Annotated in this window: 20 protein-coding genes; 5 read left to right on the top strand and 15 right to left on the bottom strand. The window is 65.8% G+C overall.

All coding sequences use genetic code 11. The annotated features are described in order from the left end of the window. Positions 1-55: 55 nt before the first annotated feature. Genes I5803_RS16860 through I5803_RS16820 form a run of 9 tightly spaced genes read right to left on the bottom strand, consistent with a single transcriptional unit; the run spans position 56 to position 9,829 of the window. Entirely contained in the window at positions 56-1,186 is a 1,131-nt protein-coding gene (locus tag I5803_RS16860; protein WP_196987479.1) for a deoxyguanosinetriphosphate triphosphohydrolase, read from the bottom strand. Position 1,187: 1 nt separating this feature from the next. After that, positions 1,188-2,297: a 3-dehydroquinate synthase gene (gene aroB / locus I5803_RS16855; RefSeq protein WP_196987478.1), complete on the bottom strand. Its 1,110-nt coding sequence runs from the start codon at positions 2,295-2,297 to the stop codon at positions 1,188-1,190. A 10-nt stretch (positions 2,298-2,307) separates the two neighbouring features. Next, complete coding sequence (locus I5803_RS16850) at positions 2,308-2,835, bottom strand: shikimate kinase (protein WP_196987477.1); 528 nt, start codon at positions 2,833-2,835, stop codon at positions 2,308-2,310. Positions 2,836-2,853: 18 nt separating this feature from the next. Next, a complete protein-coding gene (locus I5803_RS16845) occupies positions 2,854-4,728 on the bottom strand; it encodes an Ig-like domain-containing protein (protein ID WP_196987476.1) in 1,875 nt (624 codons plus the stop codon). Positions 4,729-4,760: 32 nt separating this feature from the next. Further along, complete coding sequence (locus I5803_RS16840; protein WP_196987475.1) at positions 4,761-6,890, bottom strand: type IV pilus secretin PilQ; 2,130 nt, start codon at positions 6,888-6,890, stop codon at positions 4,761-4,763. After that, positions 6,887-7,429: a pilus assembly protein PilP gene (locus tag I5803_RS16835; RefSeq protein WP_196987474.1), complete on the bottom strand. Its 543-nt coding sequence runs from the start codon at positions 7,427-7,429 to the stop codon at positions 6,887-6,889. The genes I5803_RS16840 and I5803_RS16835 overlap by 4 nt, the downstream gene beginning before the upstream one ends. Beyond that, positions 7,426-8,091, bottom strand: a complete 666-nt coding sequence (locus tag I5803_RS16830) for a type IV pilus inner membrane component PilO (protein WP_196987473.1) — start codon at positions 8,089-8,091, stop codon at positions 7,426-7,428. Before I5803_RS16830 ends, I5803_RS16835 begins: the two co-directional genes overlap by 4 nt. Before the next feature lie 2 nt (positions 8,092-8,093). Then, complete coding sequence (locus I5803_RS16825) at positions 8,094-8,753, bottom strand: PilN domain-containing protein (protein ID WP_196987472.1); 660 nt, start codon at positions 8,751-8,753, stop codon at positions 8,094-8,096. After that, positions 8,750-9,829 carry a pilus assembly protein PilM gene (locus I5803_RS16820; RefSeq protein WP_196987471.1) on the bottom strand — a complete coding sequence of 360 codons (1,080 nt, stop codon included), beginning with the start codon at positions 9,827-9,829 and terminating at the stop codon, positions 8,750-8,752. The genes I5803_RS16825 and I5803_RS16820 overlap by 4 nt, the downstream gene beginning before the upstream one ends. Positions 9,830-10,062: 233 nt before the next feature. On the opposite strand from I5803_RS16820, the gene I5803_RS16815 reads away from it, so the two are divergent. Further along, positions 10,063-12,543 (top strand): penicillin-binding protein 1A, encoded by a 2,481-nt coding sequence (locus I5803_RS16815; RefSeq protein ID WP_196987470.1) that lies wholly within the window; start codon positions 10,063-10,065, stop codon positions 12,541-12,543. A gap of 15 nt (positions 12,544-12,558) precedes the next feature. Here the strand turns inward: I5803_RS16815 and cyaY are convergent, their stop codons facing one another. Beyond that, the gene (cyaY, locus tag I5803_RS16810; protein ID WP_196987469.1) at positions 12,559-12,885 is read right to left on the bottom strand and encodes an iron donor protein CyaY; all 327 of its coding nucleotides are present in this window, start codon (positions 12,883-12,885) and stop codon (positions 12,559-12,561) included. A gap of 12 nt (positions 12,886-12,897) precedes the next feature. On the opposite strand from cyaY, the gene lptM reads away from it, so the two are divergent. Then, positions 12,898-13,140, top strand: a complete 243-nt coding sequence (gene lptM / locus I5803_RS22125; protein WP_231402443.1) for an LPS translocon maturation chaperone LptM — start codon at positions 12,898-12,900, stop codon at positions 13,138-13,140. Then, the gene (lysA, locus tag I5803_RS16805) at positions 13,137-14,414 is read left to right on the top strand and encodes a diaminopimelate decarboxylase (protein WP_196987468.1); all 1,278 of its coding nucleotides are present in this window, start codon (positions 13,137-13,139) and stop codon (positions 14,412-14,414) included. The genes lptM and lysA overlap by 4 nt, the downstream gene beginning before the upstream one ends. Here the strand turns inward: lysA and msrQ are convergent. Continuing rightward, on the bottom strand, positions 14,356-15,009 hold the full coding sequence (gene msrQ / locus I5803_RS16800; RefSeq protein ID WP_196987467.1) for a protein-methionine-sulfoxide reductase heme-binding subunit MsrQ: 654 nt from the start codon (positions 15,007-15,009) through the stop codon (positions 14,356-14,358). The genes lysA and msrQ overlap by 59 nt on opposite strands. An 86-nt stretch (positions 15,010-15,095) precedes the next feature. Here msrQ and I5803_RS16795 point away from each other — a divergent pair, with 86 nt between their 5' ends. Both I5803_RS16795 and I5803_RS16790 read left to right on the top strand, forming a co-directional pair. Further along, entirely contained in the window at positions 15,096-15,404 is a 309-nt protein-coding gene (locus I5803_RS16795; RefSeq protein WP_196987466.1) for a hypothetical protein, read from the top strand. An 87-nt stretch (positions 15,405-15,491) separates the two neighbouring features. After that, positions 15,492-15,983, top strand: coding sequence for a cupin domain-containing protein (locus tag I5803_RS16790; RefSeq protein ID WP_196987465.1), 492 nt, complete (start codon positions 15,492-15,494; stop codon positions 15,981-15,983). 16 nt (positions 15,984-15,999) lie between these two features. Here I5803_RS16790 and msrP read toward each other — a convergent pair whose 3' ends face one another. From msrP to I5803_RS16770, 4 genes are all read right to left on the bottom strand, one after another. Further along, positions 16,000-16,995, bottom strand: coding sequence for a protein-methionine-sulfoxide reductase catalytic subunit MsrP (gene msrP / locus I5803_RS16785; RefSeq protein ID WP_196987464.1), 996 nt, complete (start codon positions 16,993-16,995; stop codon positions 16,000-16,002). Between the two features lie 90 nt (positions 16,996-17,085). Then, positions 17,086-18,408 (bottom strand): c-type cytochrome biogenesis protein CcsB, encoded by a 1,323-nt coding sequence (ccsB, locus tag I5803_RS16780; protein WP_196987463.1) that lies wholly within the window; start codon positions 18,406-18,408, stop codon positions 17,086-17,088. After that, positions 18,405-20,519, bottom strand: coding sequence for a cytochrome c biogenesis protein ResB (locus tag I5803_RS16775; protein ID WP_196987462.1), 2,115 nt, complete (start codon positions 20,517-20,519; stop codon positions 18,405-18,407). Before I5803_RS16775 ends, ccsB begins: the two co-directional genes overlap by 4 nt. 106 nt (positions 20,520-20,625) lie before the next feature. After that, positions 20,626-21,315 carry a c-type cytochrome gene (locus I5803_RS16770; protein WP_196987461.1) on the bottom strand — a complete coding sequence of 230 codons (690 nt, stop codon included), beginning with the start codon at positions 21,313-21,315 and terminating at the stop codon, positions 20,626-20,628. Positions 21,316-21,381: the final 66 nt, after the last annotated feature.

Genomic DNA, 21,381 nt, shown 5'->3' with positions numbered 1-21,381 from the left:
GGGGAATTGGCGGAATTTTACGGCGCGAGGGGCGCGGAATACAGCGCTCGCCGCATCAGGCGAGCAATTTGCCGCCGGTCAGCCGCTCGTGTTCGCGCGCCGCGAAGCGGTCGGTCATGCCGGCGATGTAATCGGCCACGGCCCGCGGCACATCCTCGCGCGCCGCGAAATCGGCAGGCATCTGCGCCGGGTCCGACAGGTAGGCGGCGAACAGTTCCCGCACCACCTGCCGGGCCTGGCCCGTCGTCTTCATCACCTGCGGGTGCCGGTACAGGTTGTGCATCAGGAAGCGCTTGAGCGCCGCCGAGCCGGCCGCCATGGGCTCGCTGAACCTCACCAGCGCAGGGGCAAGCCGCGCCTCATCCGCCGACCGGGGCGCAGCGCGCGACATCGCATCCTGCGTCGCCGCGATCACGTCGTACACCTGCGCGCTCAACATCCTGCGGATCGATTCATAGAGCACCCGCCGGCCCTGCAGGTCGGGAAACTCGGCCATCGTCTGCGCCCGGTACGCTTCAAACAGCTCGATCTCCCCGAGTTGCTCCAGCGAGATGAGCCCCGAGCGCACGCCGTCGTCGATGTCGTGCGCGTTGTACGCGATCTCGTCGGCCAGGTTGCACAGTTGCGCTTCCAGGCTGGGCTGCGTGCGGTCCAGGAAGCGCCGCCCTACCCCGCCCGGTTCGCGCGCCTCGATGCGCTGCGCATTCGCGCGCGAGCAATGCTTGAGGATGCCTTCACGGGTTTCGAAGGTGAGGTTCAAGCCCGCGTAACGCGGATAGCGCTCCTCGAGTTCATCGACGACACGCAGGCTCTGCAGGTTGTGTTCGAAGCCCCCGTGCGCCGCCATGCAGTCGTTCAGCGCGTCCTGCCCCGCGTGGCCGAACGGCGTGTGCCCGAGGTCGTGTGCCAGCGCGATCGCCTCGACCAGGTCTTCGTTCAGGCCCAGCGCGCGCGCGATCGACCGGCCGAGCTGGGCGACCTCCAGCGAATGGGTGAGGCGCGTGCGGAACAGGTCGCCCTCGTGATTGAGAAATACCTGGGTCTTGTAGACGAGGCGGCGAAACGCCGTCGAATGCACGATGCGGTCGCGGTCGCGCTGGAACTCCGTGCGCGTCGGCGCCGGGAGTTCGGCATGCAGGCGCCCGTGCGATCGCGCGGGGTCGCAGGCGCAGGGCGCGAGCGTCATTTCAAGCCCGGCACGATTCGTCGATCACTTCGCCCACGAGCGCGTCGGGCGCGCCGCGGACGACAGCCCTGCCCGGCGAATCGATCACGACGAACCTGATCTCGCCCGCTTCCGCCTTCTTGTCCACGCGCATCAGCTCGAGGTAACGCGAAGCGCCCAGCGCCGGCCCCACGGCGGGCAAGCCGGCCCGGCGGATGAGTGCCGTGACGCGATCGACGAACACCGCGTCGACGAGGCCCAGGCGCATCGACAGGCGAATCGCCATCACCATCCCGCAGCCGACCGCTTCGCCGTGCAGCCATGCACCGTAGCCCATGCCGGCCTCGATCGCATGGCCGAACGTGTGCCCGAAATTCAGGATCGCGCGCAAGCCCGCTTCGCGCTCGTCCTGGCCGACGACTTGCGCCTTGATCTCGCAGCTGCGCCGCACCGCGTGGGCGACGAGCGCCTTGTCGCGTGCGAGCAGGCCGTCCATGTTCGCCTCGAGCCAATCGAAAAAGGCCATGTCGAATATCGGTCCGTACTTGATCACCTCGGCGAGGCCGGCGCTGAATTCGCGTGCCGGCAAGGTGTCGAGCGTATCGAGGTCGCACACCACGCGAAGGGGCTGGTAGAACGCGCCGATCATGTTCTTGCCGAGCGGGTGGTTGATCGCCGTCTTGCCACCGACGGAAGAATCCACCTGCGCGAGCAGAGTCGTGGGCACTTGCACGAAGGGGACGCCGCGCATGTAGCTGGCCGCGGCGAAACCGGTCATGTCGCCCACTACCCCGCCGCCCAGCGCATAGAGAACGGTTTTCCGGTCGCACGCGTTTTCGAGCAGCGCGTCGAATATGCCGTTGAGCACCAGCCAGGTTTTGTGGGCTTCACCGTCGGGCAGCGACACGATGTGCACGGTCGCATGCCGCGACTTCAGCGATTGCGCCAGCCGGGCGGCGTAGAGCGGCCCGACCGTGGTGTTGGTCACGATGATCGCCTGGGTGCTCGCGGCCATGCCGGCCCAGGCGTGCGGGTCCTGCAGCAGGCCGCTGGCGATGAGGATGTCGTAGCTGCGGTCGCCGAGCTGGATCGGGACGCTGGATGTCGTGCGGGGAGAGGGAGCGGCTGCCATGGCCGCCAGTTTAAGGGCGCGGTGGTGCGATCCCGGCCAGCTCCAGCTGCATGATGATCATGTTGACCAGCGTGGGCACGGAGGGGCGGCCGGTTTCGATCACGAAGTGCGCCGTTTCCCGGTAGAGCGGATCGCGCTCGGCGTGCAGCGCGCGCAGCCGCTCCAAAGGGTCCTTGACCTGCAGCAGGGGCCGCGCGGAGTCGTGCCGCAGGCGGCGGAACACCTCTTCGGGCGTGGAATGGAGATAGACGACCTTGCAGGCATCACGAAGCGCTTCGCGGTTGGCCGCGCGGAGCACGGCGCCCCCGCCTGTCGCAAGAACGCAGGCGTCCCGCTGGACCAGGTCTGCAATCGTGGACTGCTCGATATCGCGGAAGGCCGTCTCGCCCTCGCGTTCGAAGAACTCGCGGATCGAACAGCCGATGAGGCGTTCGATCGCGTGATCCGAATCGGTGAACGGAAGCGACAACCGCCGGGCGAGTTGTCGCCCGACGGTGGATTTGCCGGATCCGGGCAGCCCGACGAGGGCGAGCCTCATCGTGCCGACCTCACGGCCTTAGTTCGGGTCGGAACAGGAAGTCGCAACGCCGAACGGGCTGACGGAATTGGCCGGCGTGCTGGGGGAAGACATATCCGCTGCCGACGCGGCCAGGAAGTATGGCTGCGTCTTCACGGACTCCGTTCCACCCACATTGGTACGCGCCGTGATCGTGGTATTCATCCAGAGCGCGTAGTTCTCGCCGTACTGCAAGCGGAAGGTTGCGAAGCCCGTGGAGGAAGTCGTCACGTTCGCCGGCGACACAACCACGGGAAGGCCCGGCGTGAGGAGTCCGTCGCTGTTGAAGTCTTCACCAGCATTCAGGATGCCGTTGCGGTTGACGTCTTCGTTGAGGCAGGACGTCGGAGAACCCGCGGAATAGCCCCACGAGCCGGCGTCCTTGCTGTACGACAGCGTTCCCTTTCCATAAACATCAGGGAATACGGAGAGGTTCACGACACGATTCGCAGCAGGAGCACCGTTGGCATCCGTCACGTAGACCGAGAACTCCTTCTGGTACGTTGTCTGGTCCAGGTTCGAAATCTCGTTACCCGTCGCGATCGAGATGAAGAGGGCCTGTCCGCTCACCGTCAGCGAGGCGGTACCAAATACCCCTGTGCCCTGCACGCTTGCACTGATCACGACTCCGTTCGACGCCGTGGTCAGCGCTCCCGGAGTGAATTGCGAGACAACTGTTCCGTTCGCGTCAGTGGTGCCAGAACCTGGACTGATGCTGCCGTTGCTGCCGTCGGTAATGGCGCTGAAATTCACCACGCGACCTGGCACGGGATTTCCGGCAGCGTCGCGCACGATGGCCTGCAGGGTTGCCTGATTCGCATTGGAACCCGCGGCATTCGGCGGCAGGGATCCTGGATTGGCTTGCAGCACGAGGCTCTGAGGATCCGTCGCCACAAAGGTGATGGGCAAGGTCGCCTGCGTTTGTGACTGGCTCGCACCGGAGACCGCTTGGGCAATCACGTTGGCGGGGCCGGAGGTTGTCGAGGTGATCTGCGTCGTTGCACGACCGCTGGCATCGGTTGCCACCGCGGACGGCGACACCACACCGCGCGTAGAACTGAATGTCACCGTCTTGTTTGCAACCGGGGAGCCGCCGAAAAGGAAACTCACCGTCACCGTCTGGCTGCTGCCGACGGCCACGTTGGCACTAGGAGCGGGGGTGATGAACTTGAAGTCGTCCGCACTCACCGAAACCGTGGTTGTCGCCAAAGTGCCGAGGCCGGTAACAGTCAACACATCCTGGCCGGACTTGTTCGCTGTATAGATGAAGTTCGCCGCGCCTTGTCCGTCGGTCGTCACCGAAGAGGGGTTGACATTGTTCCCGAGAGCTGAAGTTACTGCGAGCGGCGCTCCTGAAACCGGATGGCCGGCGGAATCCGTAGCCTTGACGGTATACGACGTCGCTCCGCCCAGAATGATCGAAGGATCGCCTGTCAGGGAAAGGCCAGATCCAACGACTGGTATCACGACAGTCTTGACCACGTTGCCTGCCGTGACAGTGACAGTGATACTGCGATTGCTCGGATCTGCTCCGGGGCTCAGGCTCACGCTGGTGATGGGCTCGCCGGCCGAACCGGTATGCGGCGCGGGCAGCGCGCCATTCAGATTGCCCGAGGTTGCCGAAAAGGTCACCGTCTGGTTGGGCACGGCGAGATTGTTCGCATCTTTGGCGACCACCGTGAAGGTGACGCTGGAATTAGTCGCCGACGTCAACTGGCTGGCTGAAGTGAACACTTCCAGCGTCGTGGCCGGATTGGGGCCCGTCGTTCCGCCGGTTCCACCCGAAACCGCGCCAGGGCTGCCCCCGCCTCCGCCGCACGCCGTGACGAGGACGGCCGTCACCAGCCCTCCCAGCAATTTCATGAATCGAGTCATGCTTTGAATCCTCTTCCTGCTTTGATATGGGATCAACGAGCCGCTGCGCGGTCCGCGATCATCTTCGGGGTAATGAACACCAGCAACTCCTTCTTCGTGGTGCTGCGGCTCTTGGTCTTGAACAGGTTGCCGACCGCAGGCAGGTCGCCCAGGAACGGGACCTTCGCCTCGTTTTCGGCTTCCGTCAGTTCGAAGATACCCCCGATCACCACGGTTCCGCCGTTTTCGACGAGAACCTGGGTCTTGATGTGCTTGGTATCGATAGCAATGCCCGCTGCCGTGGTTTCGCCGCGACTGTCCTTGGACACGTCGAGGTCCAGGATGATGTTGCCTTCCGGCGTGATCTGAGGTGTGACCTCGAGGCGCAGCGACGCCTTGCGGAACGACACCGACGTGGCGCCGCTGGAAGTGGCCTGCTGGTACGGGAATTCCGTGCCCTGTTCGATCAGCGCCTTGGTCTGGTCCGCCGTCACGATGCGCGGACTGGAAACCAGGCGGCCCTTGCCGTCGGCCTCGAGCGCTGAGAGTTCGAGGTTCAGGAAGCGATTGGCCGCGGAACTGAACAGGGACACGGCGAACGTCGCCGGCGTGAAGCCGCCCGCGCCGGCCGAGGGCAGGTTGACGAAGGTCGTATTGACCGTGTCCAGTGTGTTGACCGCTTCGCCCGTCGTCGAGGCCACGGCGTTGTAGGTTCCGCCCAACGCAAGGCGGTTATTGCTACCGCCGATGGCGTAACCCGGATCGCCGCCGCGGACGCCGCGCAGGTCGCTGCCGCCCAGGCGCACGCCCAGCGACTTGCCGAAGGAGTCGGACGCTTCGACGATGCGCGCCTCGATCAGCACCTGACGCACCGCGATGTCGAGCTTGCTGATCAAACCTTGCACCGAGTCCAGCCGCGACGGGATGTCGGTCACGAACAGCTGGTTCGTGCGGGGTTCGGCGATGACGCTGCCACGCGTGCTCAGGATTCGGGCCGCGCCCGTGCCTGCCGTCAACTGCGCGGCGATGTCGGCCGCCTTCGTGTAGTTCAGCTGGAAGGACTGCGTGCGCAACTGCTCGAGGCTCTGGATGGCCGCGCGCGATTCGAGGTCGATCTTTTCCTTCGCGGCGATTTCATCCTTGGGCGCGATCCACAGCACGTTGCCCGATTTGCGCATGCCCAGGCCCTTGGCCTGCAGCACGATGTCCAGGGCCTGGTCCCACGGGACGTCCTTCAGGCGGAGCGTGACGGAGCCGGTCACCGTGTCGGACGTGACGATGTTGAAGTTGGTGAAGTCCGCGATCACCTGCAGCAGCGAGCGCACTTCGATGTTCTGGAAGTTCAGCGACAGCTTCTCGCCGGCGAACCCCGTGCCCTGCGTGAGCTTGGAGGCGTCGACCTTCTGCTGGCGCACCTCCACCACGAACTGGTTGTCGCTCTGGTAGGCGCTGTGTTCCCACGCGCCCTTGGGCTCGATCACGACGCGGACGCGGTCGCCGGCCTGGAAGGTGGTGACGGTTTGCACAGGCGTGCCGAAGTCCGTGACGTCGAGCCGCCGGCGAAGGCCTTCGGGCAGCGACGACTTCAGAAATTCGACGACCAGGTTCTGGCCCTGCTGGCGGATGTCAACGCCCACCTGGTTGCTCGGCAGGTCGACGATGATGCGGCCCGAGCTGTCGGTGCCGCGGCGGAAATCGAGGTCGCGGATCGGCTGCGTTTCCGCATTGCGGCTTTCGGCGAACGCCGGCGTGCCGGCCGTGGCCACGGGGCTGGCCGTCGCACCGGAGGGCTCGAGCACCACGAGCAGTGAATTGCCCTGGAGCTGCGCCTTGTACGACGCGGCTGTCTTGAGGTTGAGGACGAGGCGCGTGCGCTCACCCGACTGCACGACGTTCACCGAGCGCAGGTTGCCCTGGTTGACTTCGAGGCTGTTGCGGCCGAGGCCGTTCGTGGCCCCGGGAATGTCCAGCGCGATGCGCGCGGGCGCCTGGATGGCGAAGCCCGCGGGCACGGCCGCGAGCGGCTGGGAGAACTCGATTCGGACGACTTCGGCGCCGCCCTGCATGGAGCTCGAGACGGACTGCACCACCGTCTGGGCGCGCAGCGGCGTCGACAGGCCCGCGGCGAGGAAAAGTGCCGCGGCGGCCCATGCCATTCGCCAGTTGATCAGGTTCTTCTTCATTTCGACCTCTCTTGCAATTGCAATGTCGCAGTGCGCTCTACCCATTCACCCGCCGCGTCCTGCACGATCTCGCGCAGGACCACTTCGGTCTCTCCCACCTTCGTGATCTTTCCGAAGTTCTGCCCCAGGTAATTGCCCGGATGCACCTGGTACAGCAGGTTGTCCACCTTGAGGAGCGCCACCGGCTTCCCCTCCTTGACGAGGCTGCCGACCATCGACATCGCGTCCAGCGGATAGCTCTCCAGCGGCTCCTTGCGGCGCGCCAGTTCGGGCGCGACGAGGCCTGCGTTGGCGGTGCCGGAAGACGATTCGCGCTTCAGGGCTTGCGTGAGCTTCTGGTTGCTGAACGGGTCGGTTGCGGCTTCCTGCGTATAAGCCTGCGGCACGAATTTCTTCGGCTCGGGAATCGGCTGCACCTGCGGCTTGGTGTTGGCGCGCTGCTCCGTCATCCACGCCTGCACCTCGTCCTGCCCGGACTGGCCGCATGCGCCCAATATCGCGACGGCGGCCAGCGCCGCCATGCCGTGTCTGGCAATCATTTCTTCTTGCCTTTCTTCCCGGTGTTCGCCTGCGCATTCACCTCGTCCTGGTCGAGGTAGCGGAAGGTCTTCGCCGTGGCGTCCATGATCAGCGTGCCGTCCTTGGTGGGCGTCACACTCAGGTTGTTCAGCGTCACGATGCGCGACAGGTTGGCAATGTCCGCGGCAAAAGCGCCGACGTCGTGGAATCGGCCCGTCACACGCAGCGCGATCGGCAGTTCCGCGTAGTACTCCTTCACGCCCACGGAGCCCGGGCGGAACAGCTCGAAGTTCAGGCTGCGCCCCAGGCCCGCCTGGTTGATGTCGGACAGCAACGCATCCATCTCGGCCTTGCTGGGCAACTGCTTTTCGAGTTGCGTGACGTACTGCTGCACCTGCTCGCGCTGCTTCTTCAGCGCGTCGAGGTTCACGGCCTGCGCAAGCTTCTTCTGGAAGTCCGCGCGCAGTTGTTCTTCCTTGGCGTGTTCGGCTTCCAGTTCGGCGTCGGACCCGCTCAGCCAGACGAACCAGAGCGCGGCGACGATCATCGCCATCAGGAAGAGGCACAGCGCGGCGCGCGGCAGGACGGGCCAGGACGAGGGGTCGTTCGGGTTCAGTCCCTTGAACTGGCTGGTCAGCGCGTTTTTCATCGCTGCCATATCGACTTTGGGTGTGGTGGCCATGGTCAGGTCTTGGCTTTGGCGGAAGCCGCCCCGGCTGGGAAGGATGCGGCGGCGGCCGCGCTGGCGGCGCTGGCCGCGCCCGCGGCCGCCTTCTGCGCTTCGCTGGCGCGCAGCAGGCGCACGCGCATCGTGAAGTTGGCGACGCGCCGGGTATCCCGCGGCGTCAGTGCCACGCTGCCGGCCGTGATTTCGATCAGCTCCGGCCGGCTCAGCCAGGGGCTGTTGTTCCCGAGGTTTCGCAGGAGCTCGGACACGCGTTCGTTGGATTGCGCCATGCCCGTCAGCGTGACGACCTGGTTCTCCTGCTTCAGGCTGCTGACGAACACGCCGTCGGGCAGCTGCTTGACGAGCTCGTTGAGCAGGTGGACCGGCAGGTTGCGATCGGCCTGGAGATCTTCCACCGCCTGCTGGCGCGCGCGCAACGCGGCGATTTCCGATTGCAGGTTCGCGATGTCCTTGATCTGGCTCTCGAGCTTCTTGATCTCGTTGGCAAGCAGGGTGTTGCGCTCCTGCTGCGCCGAGATCTGCGCGGCGAACCAGAGGAAGATGATGCCCGCGATCACCCCGCCCATCAGGGCGGAGGCGCCGAGCGCCGTGTAGAACGCATCGCGGCGGCGCTTGCGCGCGGCCTCGCGGTGCGGGAGCAGGTTGATCAGGATCACTGCATGAACCTCCGCATGGCCAGGCCGCAGGACGTGAGGTAGGACGGCGCTTCACGGCGCATCTTCTTCTCGCGCACGCCTTCGCCGACGTGCATGCCCTCGAACGGGTTCGCGAGGTTGCAGGGGAACGAGGTCTGCATCGTGACGGCGTCGGTCAGGCCCGGCAGCGCGGCGGAGCCACCCGCGAGCATCACGTAGTCGACCCGGTTGTGCGGCGTGCTGGTGAAGAAGAACTGGAGGGCGCGCGCCACTTCCTGCGCCATGCTGTCCACGAAAGGCTTGAGTACCCCGGTTTCGTAGTCCTCCGGCAGGTCGCCGTTGCGCTTCTTGGATTCGGCTTCTTCCGCCGAGAACCCGTACTGGCGCACGATGAGCTGCGTGAGCTGCGCGCCGCCGAAGGCCTGGTCGCGGTCGTAGAGCACTTCGTCGTTGCGGATGACCTGCATGCTCGTGGTGAAGGCACCGACCTCGAACAGCGCGACCATGGTGTCCACACCCTGGTTGGGCAGGGTCTGGATCAGGCGGCTCGCGGCGAGGCGCGACGAGTACGATTCGACGTCGATGATCACGGGCTTCAGGCCCGCGGCCTCCGCGAGGCCCTGCCTGTCCTGCACCTTTTCCTTGCGGGACGCGGCGATCAGCACCTCGACGTCGCCGGTGGATGTCGTGCTGGGGCCGACCACGCAGAAGTCCAGGCTCACCTCGTCCAGGGAGAACGGGATGTACTGGTTGGCCTCGGCCTCGACCTGGGCTTCCAGGTCCTGGTCGTTCAAGCCACCCGGGAGGATGATCTTCTTGGTGATGACGGCAGAAGGCGGCAGCGCCATGGCGACGTTCTTCGTGCGGGTGCCGCTTTTCTTCACGACACGTCGCATGGCTTCCGCGACTTCCTCGAACTTCTCGACGTTGCCGTCGGTGATCCAGCCCCGCTCCAACGGCTCGATGGCGCAGCGTTCGAGGATGAGGTTGCCTTCCTTGTCACGGCCGAGCTCGACCAGCTTGACGCTGGATGAGCTGATGTCCAGACCCAGCAGTGGTGCTGGCTGTCGGCTAAACAACGATCCCAGAGCGATCAATTCGGTCTCCTGAAACGCCGTATTTCCAGGCGTAACAAACTTAAGATTTCACTTCAATGCTAGCAGTAACATCCTTGTCACGCAAAGAGATTTTCCCATTTGCCCCCTACCGACCGTTGCCAAAAACCGACGTCGTTACCTGCCATACTGGCCGCGACCCTGTATGGCTGCAGGCCCGGTCGGGCGTGCCCGCCTTTTTATAATCCGGGACAGGGACGCTACCTGGACACCCCATGCCTTCTGAATCTCCTGCCGGCGAGTCCGGATCGTCCCCCGCCCTCACCGGCTGGAAACGCACACTGCTCAGGCTGACGCTCTGGGCCTTCGGCCTGCTGTTCGCGGGCGTCGCCTCCGTGCTCATCATCGTCGGCGTCGCGCTGTCGGTCGCCTATCCGAACTTGCCCGATATCAGCGACCTGTCGGACTACCGGCCCAAGCTGCCGCTGCGGGTCTATTCGGCCGACAACGTGCTGATCGGCGAATTCGGCGAGGAGCGGCGCAACATGACGCCGATCGCCGACATCCCCCAGGTCATGAAGAACGCCGTCCTCGCGATCGAGGACGCCCGCTTCTATTCCCACGGCGGCGTCGACTACAAGGGCCTCTTGCGCGCCGCGCTGGCCAACCTCGGCCGGGCGAAAAGCCAGGGCGCCTCCACGATCACGATGCAGGTGGCGCGAAACGTCTACCTGTCGTCCGAGAAGACGTTCACACGAAAGCTCTACGAGGTGCTGCTGACCTTCAAGCTGGAGCACCAGCTGAGCAAGGACCAGATCCTCGAGATCTACATGAACCAGATCTTCCTGGGCAACCGCGCCTATGGCTTCGCCGCCGCGGCCGACGCCTATTTCGGCAAACCACTCAAGGACCTGACGGTCGCGGAAGCGGCCATGCTCGCGGGCCTGCCGAAGGCACCCTCCGCGTACAACCCCATCAGCAACCCGACCCGGGCGCGCGCGCGCCAGCAGTACATCATCGAGCGCATGGAAGAAAACGGCTTCATCACCGCGCAGGAAGCGGAAGCCGCCAAGAAACAGGAACTCGCGATCCGCACCAGCCAGGACAACACGAAGGTGCACGCCGAATACATTGCCGAGACCGTGCGCCAGCTCATGTATGCGCAGTACGGCGACGAGGCCTACACGCGCGGCCTCAATGTCTTCACCACGGTGAACGCCGTGCAGCAGGACGCCGCGTACCGGGCGCTGCGCAAGGGCATCATGGACTACGAGCGCCGCCAGATCTACCGCGGCCCCGAGGAGTTCATTGAGTTGCCGCCCGACGGCAAGGATGCGGACGACGCGATCGACGACGCGCTGGCCGAGCACCCGGACAACGGCGACGTGATGTCGGCGGTGGTGCTGGAAGCCAACCCGAAGAAGATCGTGGCCGTGCGCCTGAACAGCGAGAAGCTGGAGATCGTCGGCGAAGGCCTGCGACCCGCGACCTCCGGCCTGTCCGACAAGGCGCCGCCCAAGATCAAGATCCGCCGCGGCGCCGTCATCCGGGTGGCGCGCACGCCCAAGAACACCTGGGAGATCACCCAGCTGCCCGAAGTGGAAGGCGCGTTCGTCGCGCTCGATCCGCGCGACGGCGCCATCCATGCCCTCGTGGGCGGCTTCGACTTCAACAAGAACAAGTTCAACCACGTGACGCAGGCCTGGCGCCAGCCGGGCTCGGGCTTCAAGCCCTTCATCTACTCCGCCGCGCTGGAAAAGGGCTTCACGCCCTCCACGGTCGTCAACGACGCGCCCCTCTTCTTCGATGCCGGCGTGACCGGCGGCCAGCCCTGGGAGCCCAAAAACTACGACGGCAAGTTCGAGGGCCCGATGCCGCTGCACTCCGCGCTCGCCAAGTCCAAGAACATGGTGTCCATCCGCATCCTGCAGGCCGTCGGCACGCAGAACGCGCAGGACTGGATCACGCGCTTCGGCTTCGAGGCCGAGAAGCACCCCCCCTACCTCACCATGGCGCTGGGTGCGGGTTCCGTCACGCCGATGCAGATGGCGACGGGCTATGCCGTGTTCGCCAATGGCGGCTACCGCGTGAACCCGTGGCTCGTCACGAAGATCACCGACCAGAAGGGCAAGGTGCTGGTCGAGAGCCAGCCGCCGCTGCCCAACGAGTCGGTGCGGGCCATCGATGCGCGCAACGCCTTCATCATGGAACGCCTGCTGCAGGAAGTCGCGCGTTCGGGGACGGCGGCGCGCGCGCAGTCCGTCCTCAAGCGGCCCGACCTCTATGGCAAGACCGGCACCACCAACGATTCCATCGACACATGGTTCAACGGCTTCCAGCCCACGCAGGTCGCGATCGTCTGGATGGGCTACGACACGCCCCGCTCCCTGGGCGACCGCGAGACCGGCGGCGGCCTCAGCCTGCCCGTCTGGATCAACTACATGGAGACCGCGTTGAAAGGCGTGCCCGTGATGGAACCGGCGGTGCCCGAAGGCGTCATCAACGTGGGCGGCGAGTGGTACTACGAGGAATATGCGCGCGGGGGCGGCGTGAGCAACCTGGGTGGCACGTCGGCGGAAGGCACGCCGTCCGCAACGCCGGGCGCGGCAGGAGCTCCGGGATCTCCGGGGGGACCCACCGTTCCGCGGGGGCCGGACGACAAGAGCCTCATGAATTCGGACGGGCTGCCGCCGAACCGCCCGGCGCAGTCGCCTTCGGACGAGCGCCGCAGCATCCTCGACCTGTTCCGCAACTGACCGGAAGGCCAGCGCTTACGCGAAATGCAGCGGCTGCCCCGCCTGCTGCGCCGCGTAGCGCGTGAGGTTCTCGAAGAACTCGCCGTTGCCCTTGGTGTCCATCCAGCGCTCGCCGTCGAACTTGTAGTGGAAGCCGCCGGCCTTCGCGGCCATCCACACTTCGTGCAGCGGCTTTTGCAGGTTCACGATGATCTGCGTGCCGTTGCGAAACACGAGCGTCACCATGCCGCCGACGCGCTGGTTGTCGATGTCGGCATCGGTTTCGTCGTTGATGCGATCGCAACTCGCTTCGACGCTTTGCAGCAGCGCTTCGGCGCGGTCCATGAATTCAGGGTCGGTCATTACAATTTCGGCATGCGCCTCGTTCTCCAAATTCTAGTGGTCCCATCCCTGCGCCGTGTTGTCCTTGCCGCAGGAGTGGTCGGATCGCTGGCCGCCTGCGGACAGCGCGGGCCGCTCTTCCTTCCCACCGGGGCGCCCGCCGAGAACCGGGCGACACTCACCCAGATCCTGGCCCCCTCCATCGCTCCCGCCCCTGGAGCTCCCGCCTCGGCACCGCCCGTGACCGGCACCGCATCGCCCCTTCCTTCCCAATGACCACTTCCACGCTGCCGGGCCACCCGCACTTCTCCTATCGCGGCGACGCGCTCTTCGCGGAGGACGTCGCAGTGTCGCGCCTGGCCGCCGAGTTCGGCACGCCCCTCTTCGTGTACTCGAAGGCGTCGATGCTCGATGCGCTGGCCGCCTACCAGCGCGGCTTCGAAGGCCGCGCCGCGAAGATCTGCTATGCGATGAAGGCCAACTCGTCGCTCGCGATCCTGCAGGTGTTCGCGCGCGCGGGTTGCGGCTTCGACATCGTGTCAGGCGGTGAGCTCGAGCGCGTGCTCGCCGTGGGCGGCGCGCCCTCGGACATCATCTTCTCCGGCGTGGGCAAGACACGCGCGGAGATGCAGCGGGCGCTCGCGCTGGGCATCGGCTGCTTCAACGTCGAAAGCGAGCCCGAGCTCGACGTGCTGAATGCAGTTGCCGTGGCCGCAGGCAAGGTCGCGCCCGTGAGCATCCGCGTCAACCCGGACGTCGACCCGAAAACGCACCCCTACATCTCCACCGGCCTGAAGGGCAACAAGTTCGGCGTCGCGCACGATCGCACCCTCGCGGCCTACCGTCATGCCGCCGCGTTGCCCGGCCTGAAGGTGGTGGGCATCGACTGCCACATCGGCTCGCAGATCACGACCGAAGCGCCGTACCTGGACACCATGGACCGCATGCTCGACCTGGTGCAGGCCATCGAGTCCGCGGGCATTGCGCTCAAGCACATCGACTTCGGCGGTGGCCTGGGCATCTCCTACAACGGCGACCAGCCTCCACAAGCGGATGCGCTGTGGCACAAGCTGCTGGCCAAGGTGGACGCGCGTGGGTTCGGCGACAGGCAGCTCATGATCGAGCCGGGCCGCTCGCTCGTCGGGAATGCAGGGTTATGCCTGACGGAGGTGCTGTACCTCAAGCCCGGGGAATCGAAAAATTTCTGCATCGTCGATGCGGCCATGAACGACCTGCCGCGGCCCGCGATGTATCAAGCGTTCCACGCGATCGTGCCGGCGCAGCGCTCGACTGGGACGCCCCACACGTACGACGTCGTGGGACCGGTCTGCGAAAGCGGCGACTGGATCGGCCGCGACCGTGAACTGGCCGTCGAGCCCGGCAGCCACCTCGCCGTGCTGTCAGCCGGCGCGTACTGCATGAGCATGGCCAGCAACTACAACACGCGCGGACGCGCGGCCGAAGTGCTCGTGGACGGCACGAGCGCCACCCTCATCCGCGAGCGCGAAACGCCGGCCGACCAGATGCGGTCCGAGCGGCTCGTTTCCTGACCGCCCACTGCCACGCGCGCCAGCCCAGCAAGCTGGCGAGGATCGCCGCGTAGACCGCCACTTCGGCGAAGTTGTGCTTGCCCGCCCGCATCCAGAAGAAGTGCAGGATCGCCAGGCCGGCGACCCCATAGACCAGCTTGTGCAGCGCCTGCCAGCGTTTCGCCCCCATCGCCTTGACCGCGCGATTGAACGAAGTGGCCGCCAGCGGAGTCAACAACACGAAGGCCGAAAAGCCCACAAGGATGAATGGACGCTTGGCGATGTCCTTGGCGATGTCCGCGACGTCGAACCCCATGTCGAACCAGCTGTAGCTCAGCAGGTGCAGCACGACGTAGAAGTAGACGAACAGCCCCAGCATGCGGCGGAAACGCGCGAGCGCGGGGGTGGAAGTGATGACCCGCAGGGGCGTGACCGCGAGCGTGAGGCACAGGAAGCGAAGCGTCCAGTCGCCGGTGGACCGGATCAGGTACTCCTGCGGATTCGCGCCGAGATTGTTCGTGGCGACGGCATAGACGAGCCACGCGAAGGGCAGCAATGCCAGCGTGAACAGAAGTGCCTTCGCCGGCGGCCGGAGCAGGGACTGGCGTAAATTCATGACTGGAGGCACCCCGGAGTGACAAACGTGTTGAAATTGGGCACAGTGAAGGTGACATTGGCACCGAAGGGCATAACGGGGTCCGCATGTTGAAGTTTCTCAAGCGCCTGGCGGGGATCGAAGATCCCAAACCGGAAGTCCCACGCCGAAAACGGCGCAAGAGCAGCCCGAGCTCGCGTTTCGACTCGGCTCCCGGCGACCTGCCGGCCGTCACGGAAGGCAGCAATGACTCCGACTGGGCGCTCTGGAAGGATTCGGTGGCCGCCGTCGACAGCCAGATGAGCTCCCTCATGCCGCGCGACAGCTCTTATCACAGCCACTTCGTGGACACCCAGCCCACCGACCTGGCCGATCTCGATCCGTTCGAGAAGGTCGGCAAGAACCGCGACCACTGAGCAGGGACGGGCCTGACTTTCCGGTTCAGTCCTACGGTCGCGTGCTGCCGCAACGACAAGAATTCGTGCTTTGCAACGGAGGACGAATTGCCACCACCCGGATTTCACCCCGCCACCATCGACCCGAAGGACCTGCAGCCTGCCCCGATCGACCCCGGCTGGATCATCTCCGGGACCCCGCAGGCGCGGGCCGTCGAACTGGCCCGCAGCCCGGATGGCACCTGCACTTCCGCGCAATGGGACTGCACGGCCGGCACGTTTTACTGGTATTTCTGGAACGAGGAAACCGTTCACATCCTGGAGGGCCGTGTTCACGTGCGCGATTGTTCGGGCCGCGAATTTACCCTGAAAGCGGGTGACGTCGCCAACCTGCCCGCCAACAAGTGGATGGTGTGGCGTGTGGACGAGTACGTGCGCAAGCTGGCGCACTGCCGTTATCCGGTGCCGCGCCCTTTCGGGCGTCTGGTGCGCACGTGGCAGGCCATCCGGACGAAGTTCGGGCTCAAGCGCATGCGGCCGCACCCGGTCGCCGGCCTGGCTGCGGCGCTGGTGTGCATGTGGTCGATGGCGGAGGTTTAACCCGGCGGCTGGCACGCTAGAAATTCTTCTTCAGGTCCATGCCCGCATAGAGCTGGCCGACCTGCGCCTCGTATCCATTGAACAACAGGGTCTTGCGCTTTTTCGCGAAGAGGCCGTCTTCGCCGATCCGGCGCTCGGTGGCCTGCGACCAGCGCGGATGGTCCACATCCGGGTTTACGTTCGAATAGAAACCGTACTCGTTCGCCGCCGCCTTGTTCCACGCGGTCTTCGGCTCCTTGTCGGTGAAGCGGATGCGCACGAGGCTCTTTCCGCTCTTGAAGCCGTACTTCCACGGCACCACCAGCCGCACGGGTGCGCCGTTCTGGTTGGGAAGCACCTCGCCGTACATGCCGAAGCACAGCAGCGTGAGCGGGTGCATCGCCTCGTCCATGCGCAGGGCCTCGACGTAGGGCCAGTCGAGCACGCGCGAGCCGACGAAAGGCATGGTCTTCGGGTCGGCCTGCGAGATGAACTCCACGTATTTCGCATTGCCGAGGGGTTCCACTTTGGCGATCAGGTTCGACAGCGAATAGCCGACCCACGGGATCACCATCGACCAGCCTTCCACGCAGCGCAGGCGGTAGATGCGTTCTTCCTGCGCGCTCAGTTTCAGCAGGTCTTCGATCGCGTATTTCGCGGGCTTCTTCACGAGCCCGTCGACCTCGACCGTCCAGGGCGCGGTCTTGAGCGTATGCGCGTTCTTCGCGGGGTCGGACTTGTCCGTGCCGAACTCGTAGAAGTTGTTGTAGGTGGTCGAATCCTTGTAGTCCGTGAGCTTTTCCATCACCGTGGCACCCGCCACCTGCGACTTCGCGCCGGCGAGCGGCGCCAGCTTGCCCGGGCGGGGAGTCTGCGCGTGTGCCTGGCGCGAGGCCCACAACGCGAGCGCGGAGCCCGCCACGCCGGAGGCCATGAGTTGCAGGATCTCGCGCCGGTCGCGATACACCGCGTGCGGCGTGATCTCGCTCGTCGCGGGATGGATGAAACCGTTCTTGTCGCTCTTGATCAGCATGTCGCCGCTCCTTGTTGGCCGTATGTCTCTGGTACGCAGGACATTCTTACAAGGATTCAGCGCCGGCGCTTGGCCCCGCCCGCCGTGCGGCTACAGGGTGCCGTAGCTGTGCAGCCCGGAGAGGAACATGTTCACGCCGAGAAAGGCGAAGGTCGTCACGGCCAGGCCCGCCAGCGCCCACCACGCCGACACCGTGCCGCGCAATCCCTTCATGAGGCGCATGTGCAGCCAGGCGGCGTAGTTGAGCCACACGATCAGCGCCCAGGTCTCCTTCGGGTCCCAGCTCCAGTAGCCGCCCCAGGCTTCGGCGGCCCACAAGGCACCCAGCACGGTGGCGATCGTGAAGAAGGCGAAGCCGACCGCGATGGACTTGTACATCACGTCGTCCAGCACTTCGAACGCAGGCAGGCGCGACGCGATCTTGCGGCGGCCCGCGAGGATGCCCGCGGCGATCAGCGAGGAAATGGCCGCGTACCCGACCCAGTAGCTGCCGCCCGCCTCCGCCACGCGCTGGCGGAACGCGATCGGCACGAAGCACAGCGCGAATCCCAGCAGCCACAGCGGCGTCAGCTTGTACCAGCGGCGCTCATCGGCCTGCTGCTTGATCAGGTAGGCAAAGGCGACCATCGCGGACAGCGAGAAAGTGCCGTAGCCGATGAAGTTCGCGGGCACGTGCAGCTTCATCCACCAGCTCTTGAGCGCGGGCACGAGCGGCTGGATCTCGTGGGCCTCGCGCACCACCGTGTACCAAAGGAGGAAACCCACCGCGGCGCTCACCACGAGCATGACGAAAGCGCCCAGCGAACGCGTCCGGTACTGGTCTTCGAAGTACAGGTAGAAGGTCGTCGTCAGCCAGCAGAACAGCACGAACACTTCGTACAGGTTGCTCACCGGGATGTGCCCGATGTCCGCGCCGATGAGGTAGCTCTCGTACCAGCGCACCATCGTCCCGATGAGCGCCATGCCCACCGCCACCCACGCCAGCCGCGATCCGATGCGCTCCATCGACGTGCCTTCGCGCGGCGAGAACATGCCGATCCAGTAGAACACCGTGCTCATGAAAAAGAGCACGCTCATCCAGAGGATGGCGGACTGGCTGGACAGGAAGTACTTCAGCCAGAAAAATGAGTCGGCGCGTTCCAGGCTGCCCTGGTAGGCCACGATCGCAAGCAGCGAGAACACCGCCACCGACAGCATCAGCGTGCGAAGGGGGCGCCAGAACCAGCCGACCCAGATGGCGGCCGGCACGGCGGCGATGAGGATGCCCTTCTCGTAGACGTCCATGTAGCCCGCGTACCGCGCGAAGCCGTAGGCGCCGCCGAGCACGACGAGGGCTGCGAAGACCCAGTCGAACGCGCTGCGGCGCGTGAAGAAACCCTCGTGCAGGGTGAGCGTGGTGGTGGCGGTATTCATATGGTGATTCCCAGCAGGCGTTGCTTCAGCCTCTCGAACTCGCGGTCGGCGTCCATGCTCTGGCGGTTGCTCGACAGCGCGAGGGTCGCATGCGTGCCGCCCGCCTCCGGTGCGAGCCAGATCCAAACCCGGCGCTCGCGGATGTACAGCATGGCAAAAACGCCCAGGATCAGCAAGGCGCACCCGAGATAGACAATGTTACGGCCGGGGCCGCGCGTGACCTGGAAGACGCTGGCCTGCACCTGTGTGAAGTCCTTGAGCTGGAAGGCCATCGGCGCGGGATAGGCGTGGATGTCCGAGAGCGCGAGCACGGCCTGCGTCATGAAGGCCTGCGTCTTCTCGTTGGGCTCCAGCGGTTTCTGCCCGTTCGCCTCCCGCGTGAGCTGGGCGAGCTGGAACAGGGCGCCGTTCAGGATGCGGATCAGGACTTCGCCCGCGCGCGCGCGCTCGGGCTCGGGCACGTTGGCCTCCATGAAGTCCGAGATCGCCTGCAGGCCCCCGGCCGGTTTTCCGGCGGGGGCAGCGGCATCGACACCGGCGAACAGGGCGAGCGCACGGCTGGCGGAGGCGGCGAGCTGGCCCGCCAGCTCGGGGCGCGAGGGATCGGTCGCAAGCGCCGAATAGCGGCGCACAGCCGTCTCGCGCAGCTTGGGGTCCAGCAGGGCCGCGCGAAGCCGCAGGAAACCGTCGAGGCTTCCCTGGTCGTCCGCCGGCGCGCGCAGGTAGCGGAAGGGCTCGGACGGCGTTTCGCGCACGCCCATGAGGAAGACCGGCGCGCCGTCGCCCATGTCCACCGGCAGCATGTAATTGTTGAACTCGCGCGCCTGGCCGGAGGCGTCGCGCAGCTTGTAGCCGATGCTCGGGCCGACGTTGCGCAACTCCTTCTTCGTGACGGTCTTGTTGGCGGCGCCCAGGCGCGCGTCGACCGCCTGGCGCAGGTCCACCTTGCGCACGTCGGTGCCGCCGGCCTTGTTGTCGCCGAAGTTCTCCACGTTGATGACGCGCAGGCCGGTGTACTCCAGCGTCATCCGGTCGGCGTCGGCCTGGCCCCGGGTGAGCTGCGAGCTGCCGCCGATCACGCCTTCGATGTCGAAAGGCCGCGCGGCGCCGTTCATCGGCACGGCGTGCAGCTTCACCGACGAGCCGCCGTCGTCGAAGCTGGACTGGTAGATCTCGATGCCGCGATGGCTCGCCGGGTGGTTCACCTCCACGCGCGCCGGAATCGCCTCGCCGGTCTCGCGGTCATGGATCACGATGTCGCTCGCGAACAGCTTGGGCATGCCCGTCGAGTAGTAGTCCACGACGAACTTCTTGAGCTCGATGGTGAACGGCAGCTCCTGCAGCAGGATGCCGTCGGACTGGCTCAGCACCGCCGTCCCCGACTGCGTGCCCTCGGACACCAGCACGTTGCCGCGGAAGGTCGGGTTGCTCGCGGGCAGACGGTGCTTCTCGTTCACGTCGGTGATCGAGCCGCCCCCGGTGTAAGGCGTCTTGCCGCCCAGGAGCATCTGCGCGCGCACGATCAGGTCGCCATCCATCAGGCCGCCGAGGCACACCAGCACGATCGCGCTGTGCGCCGCGAGATAGCCGATCTTGTTGGCGCCACCGGTCTTGGCCGCGAGCATCCAGCCCGTCTCGCGCTGCTGCAGCTTGACCTTCCAGCCCGCCCCCGCGAGCTCGCCGCCCAGCCGCTTCGCGGCCGCCTCGGGCGCATCGGGAAGCGTGGTTTGCGCACGGTGGTGGAACGCCTTCAGGCTCTGCTCGCGCAGGTTCTCCTTGTAGGCCTTCAGGTCCGCGAAGATCTTCGGCGTGTTACGCGCGATGCACAGCGAGGTGCTCGCGACGAGGAAGGCGAGGATCAGCAGGAACCACCAGGCGCTGTACACCGCGTTCAATCTGAGCGCCATGAAAAGCTCGCCCCAGAAGGGGCCGAACTGGTTCACGTAGTTGGTGACCGGTTCGTGCTGCTTGAGCACCGTGCCGATGACCGAGGCGATGCAGATCACCGTCAGCAGCGAGATCGAGAACCGCATCGAGGACAGCAGTTCCACCGTCGATCGCAGGGATCGCGATTCGGTCGGGAGGCGAAGGCCCTCGGTGGTGACGGTCATGGCGATGGGATGGAGGTGACAAAAAAAGGCGGGCCCTCCACGGAGGCGCCCGCCTTGTTTTAGGTTGGTTTGGCGGCGGTTAGTTCAACGGCGCCGGGCGCCGCATTCAGCGCAGGCCGGCGACGTAATCGGCCACTGCGCGGATTTCCCTGTCATTGAGCCGGGCGGCCACGGCCGTCATCTGCGGGCTGTTCGTGCGGGCGCCGTCACGGAAGGCCGTGAGCTGCGTGGCCACGTAGTCGGCATGCTGGCCGGCCAGGCGCGGGTATTGTGCGGGGATGCCGGCGCCGTTGGGGCTGTGGCAGCTGGCGCAGGCGGCGACCTGGCGGTCGGCGATGCCGCCGCGGAAGATGCGCTCGCCCAGCGCGACCAGGTCCTTGTCCTTCGCGAAACCGGTCTTGGCTTTCTGCGAGGCGGCCCAGAAGGCGATGTTCTTCATGTCGGCGTCCGACAGCTGCGCGGCCATGGGCTGCATCACGGGGCTCACGCGCTTGCCGGCCTTGAATTCCTGCAACTGCTTGACAAGGTACTGCGGGTGCTGCTGCGCGAGCTTCGGGTTGACGGGAGTGCCCGAGTTGCCGTCCGCGCCGTGGCAGGCGGCGCAAACCGCCGTGAACTTCGTGCTGCCGAGGTTCAGGTCGGGCTTGGCGACCGCCGGCGCAGGCGCGGGCGCCGCGGCAGGCGCGCCGGCCGGGCCGTGGGCGGCGGGGCTCTCGGCGGCGGACGCGGTGAGGGCGGGGAGCGCGAAACAGGCGGCCAGCAAGGCGGCGGTCACGTGGGAGGCAAACGGCTTCATGTTCGGGGGGTCGGTTCGTTGGCGCAAAACCTCGTGATTCTACAATGCCCCACCCGGGGTTCCCCC

The organism is Caenimonas aquaedulcis, assembly GCF_015831345.1.
In the GTDB taxonomy this organism is placed as follows: Bacteria; Pseudomonadota; Gammaproteobacteria; order Burkholderiales; family Burkholderiaceae_C; genus Ramlibacter; species Ramlibacter aquaedulcis.
This window is presented reverse-complemented; position numbering and strand designations above follow the sequence as displayed.

Coding starts and splice junctions, on each gene's coding strand:
- I5803_RS16860 (WP_196987479.1), bottom strand. CDS start 1,186: ATGACGCTCGCGCCCTGCGCCTGCGACCCCGCGCGATCGCACGGGCGC.
- aroB (WP_196987478.1), bottom strand. CDS start 2,297: ATGGCAGCCGCTCCCTCTCCCCGCACGACATCCAGCGTCCCGATCCAG.
- I5803_RS16850 (WP_196987477.1), bottom strand. CDS start 2,835: ATGAGGCTCGCCCTCGTCGGGCTGCCCGGATCCGGCAAATCCACCGTC.
- I5803_RS16845 (WP_196987476.1), bottom strand. CDS start 4,728: ATGACTCGATTCATGAAATTGCTGGGAGGGCTGGTGACGGCCGTCCTC.
- I5803_RS16840 (WP_196987475.1), bottom strand. CDS start 6,890: ATGAAGAAGAACCTGATCAACTGGCGAATGGCATGGGCCGCCGCGGCA.
- I5803_RS16835 (WP_196987474.1), bottom strand. CDS start 7,429: ATGATTGCCAGACACGGCATGGCGGCGCTGGCCGCCGTCGCGATATTG.
- I5803_RS16830 (WP_196987473.1), bottom strand. CDS start 8,091: ATGGCCACCACACCCAAAGTCGATATGGCAGCGATGAAAAACGCGCTG.
- I5803_RS16815 (WP_196987470.1), top strand. CDS start 10,063: ATGCCTTCTGAATCTCCTGCCGGCGAGTCCGGATCGTCCCCCGCCCTC.
- cyaY (WP_196987469.1), bottom strand. CDS start 12,885: ATGACCGACCCTGAATTCATGGACCGCGCCGAAGCGCTGCTGCAAAGC.
- lptM (WP_231402443.1), top strand. CDS start 12,898: ATGCGCCTCGTTCTCCAAATTCTAGTGGTCCCATCCCTGCGCCGTGTT.
- lysA (WP_196987468.1), top strand. CDS start 13,137: ATGACCACTTCCACGCTGCCGGGCCACCCGCACTTCTCCTATCGCGGC.
- msrQ (WP_196987467.1), bottom strand. CDS start 15,009: ATGAATTTACGCCAGTCCCTGCTCCGGCCGCCGGCGAAGGCACTTCTG.
- I5803_RS16795 (WP_196987466.1), top strand. CDS start 15,096: ATGTTGAAGTTTCTCAAGCGCCTGGCGGGGATCGAAGATCCCAAACCG.
- msrP (WP_196987464.1), bottom strand. CDS start 16,995: ATGCTGATCAAGAGCGACAAGAACGGTTTCATCCATCCCGCGACGAGC.
- ccsB (WP_196987463.1), bottom strand. CDS start 18,408: ATGAATACCGCCACCACCACGCTCACCCTGCACGAGGGTTTCTTCACG.
- I5803_RS16775 (WP_196987462.1), bottom strand. CDS start 20,519: ATGACCGTCACCACCGAGGGCCTTCGCCTCCCGACCGAATCGCGATCC.
- I5803_RS16770 (WP_196987461.1), bottom strand. CDS start 21,315: ATGAAGCCGTTTGCCTCCCACGTGACCGCCGCCTTGCTGGCCGCCTGT.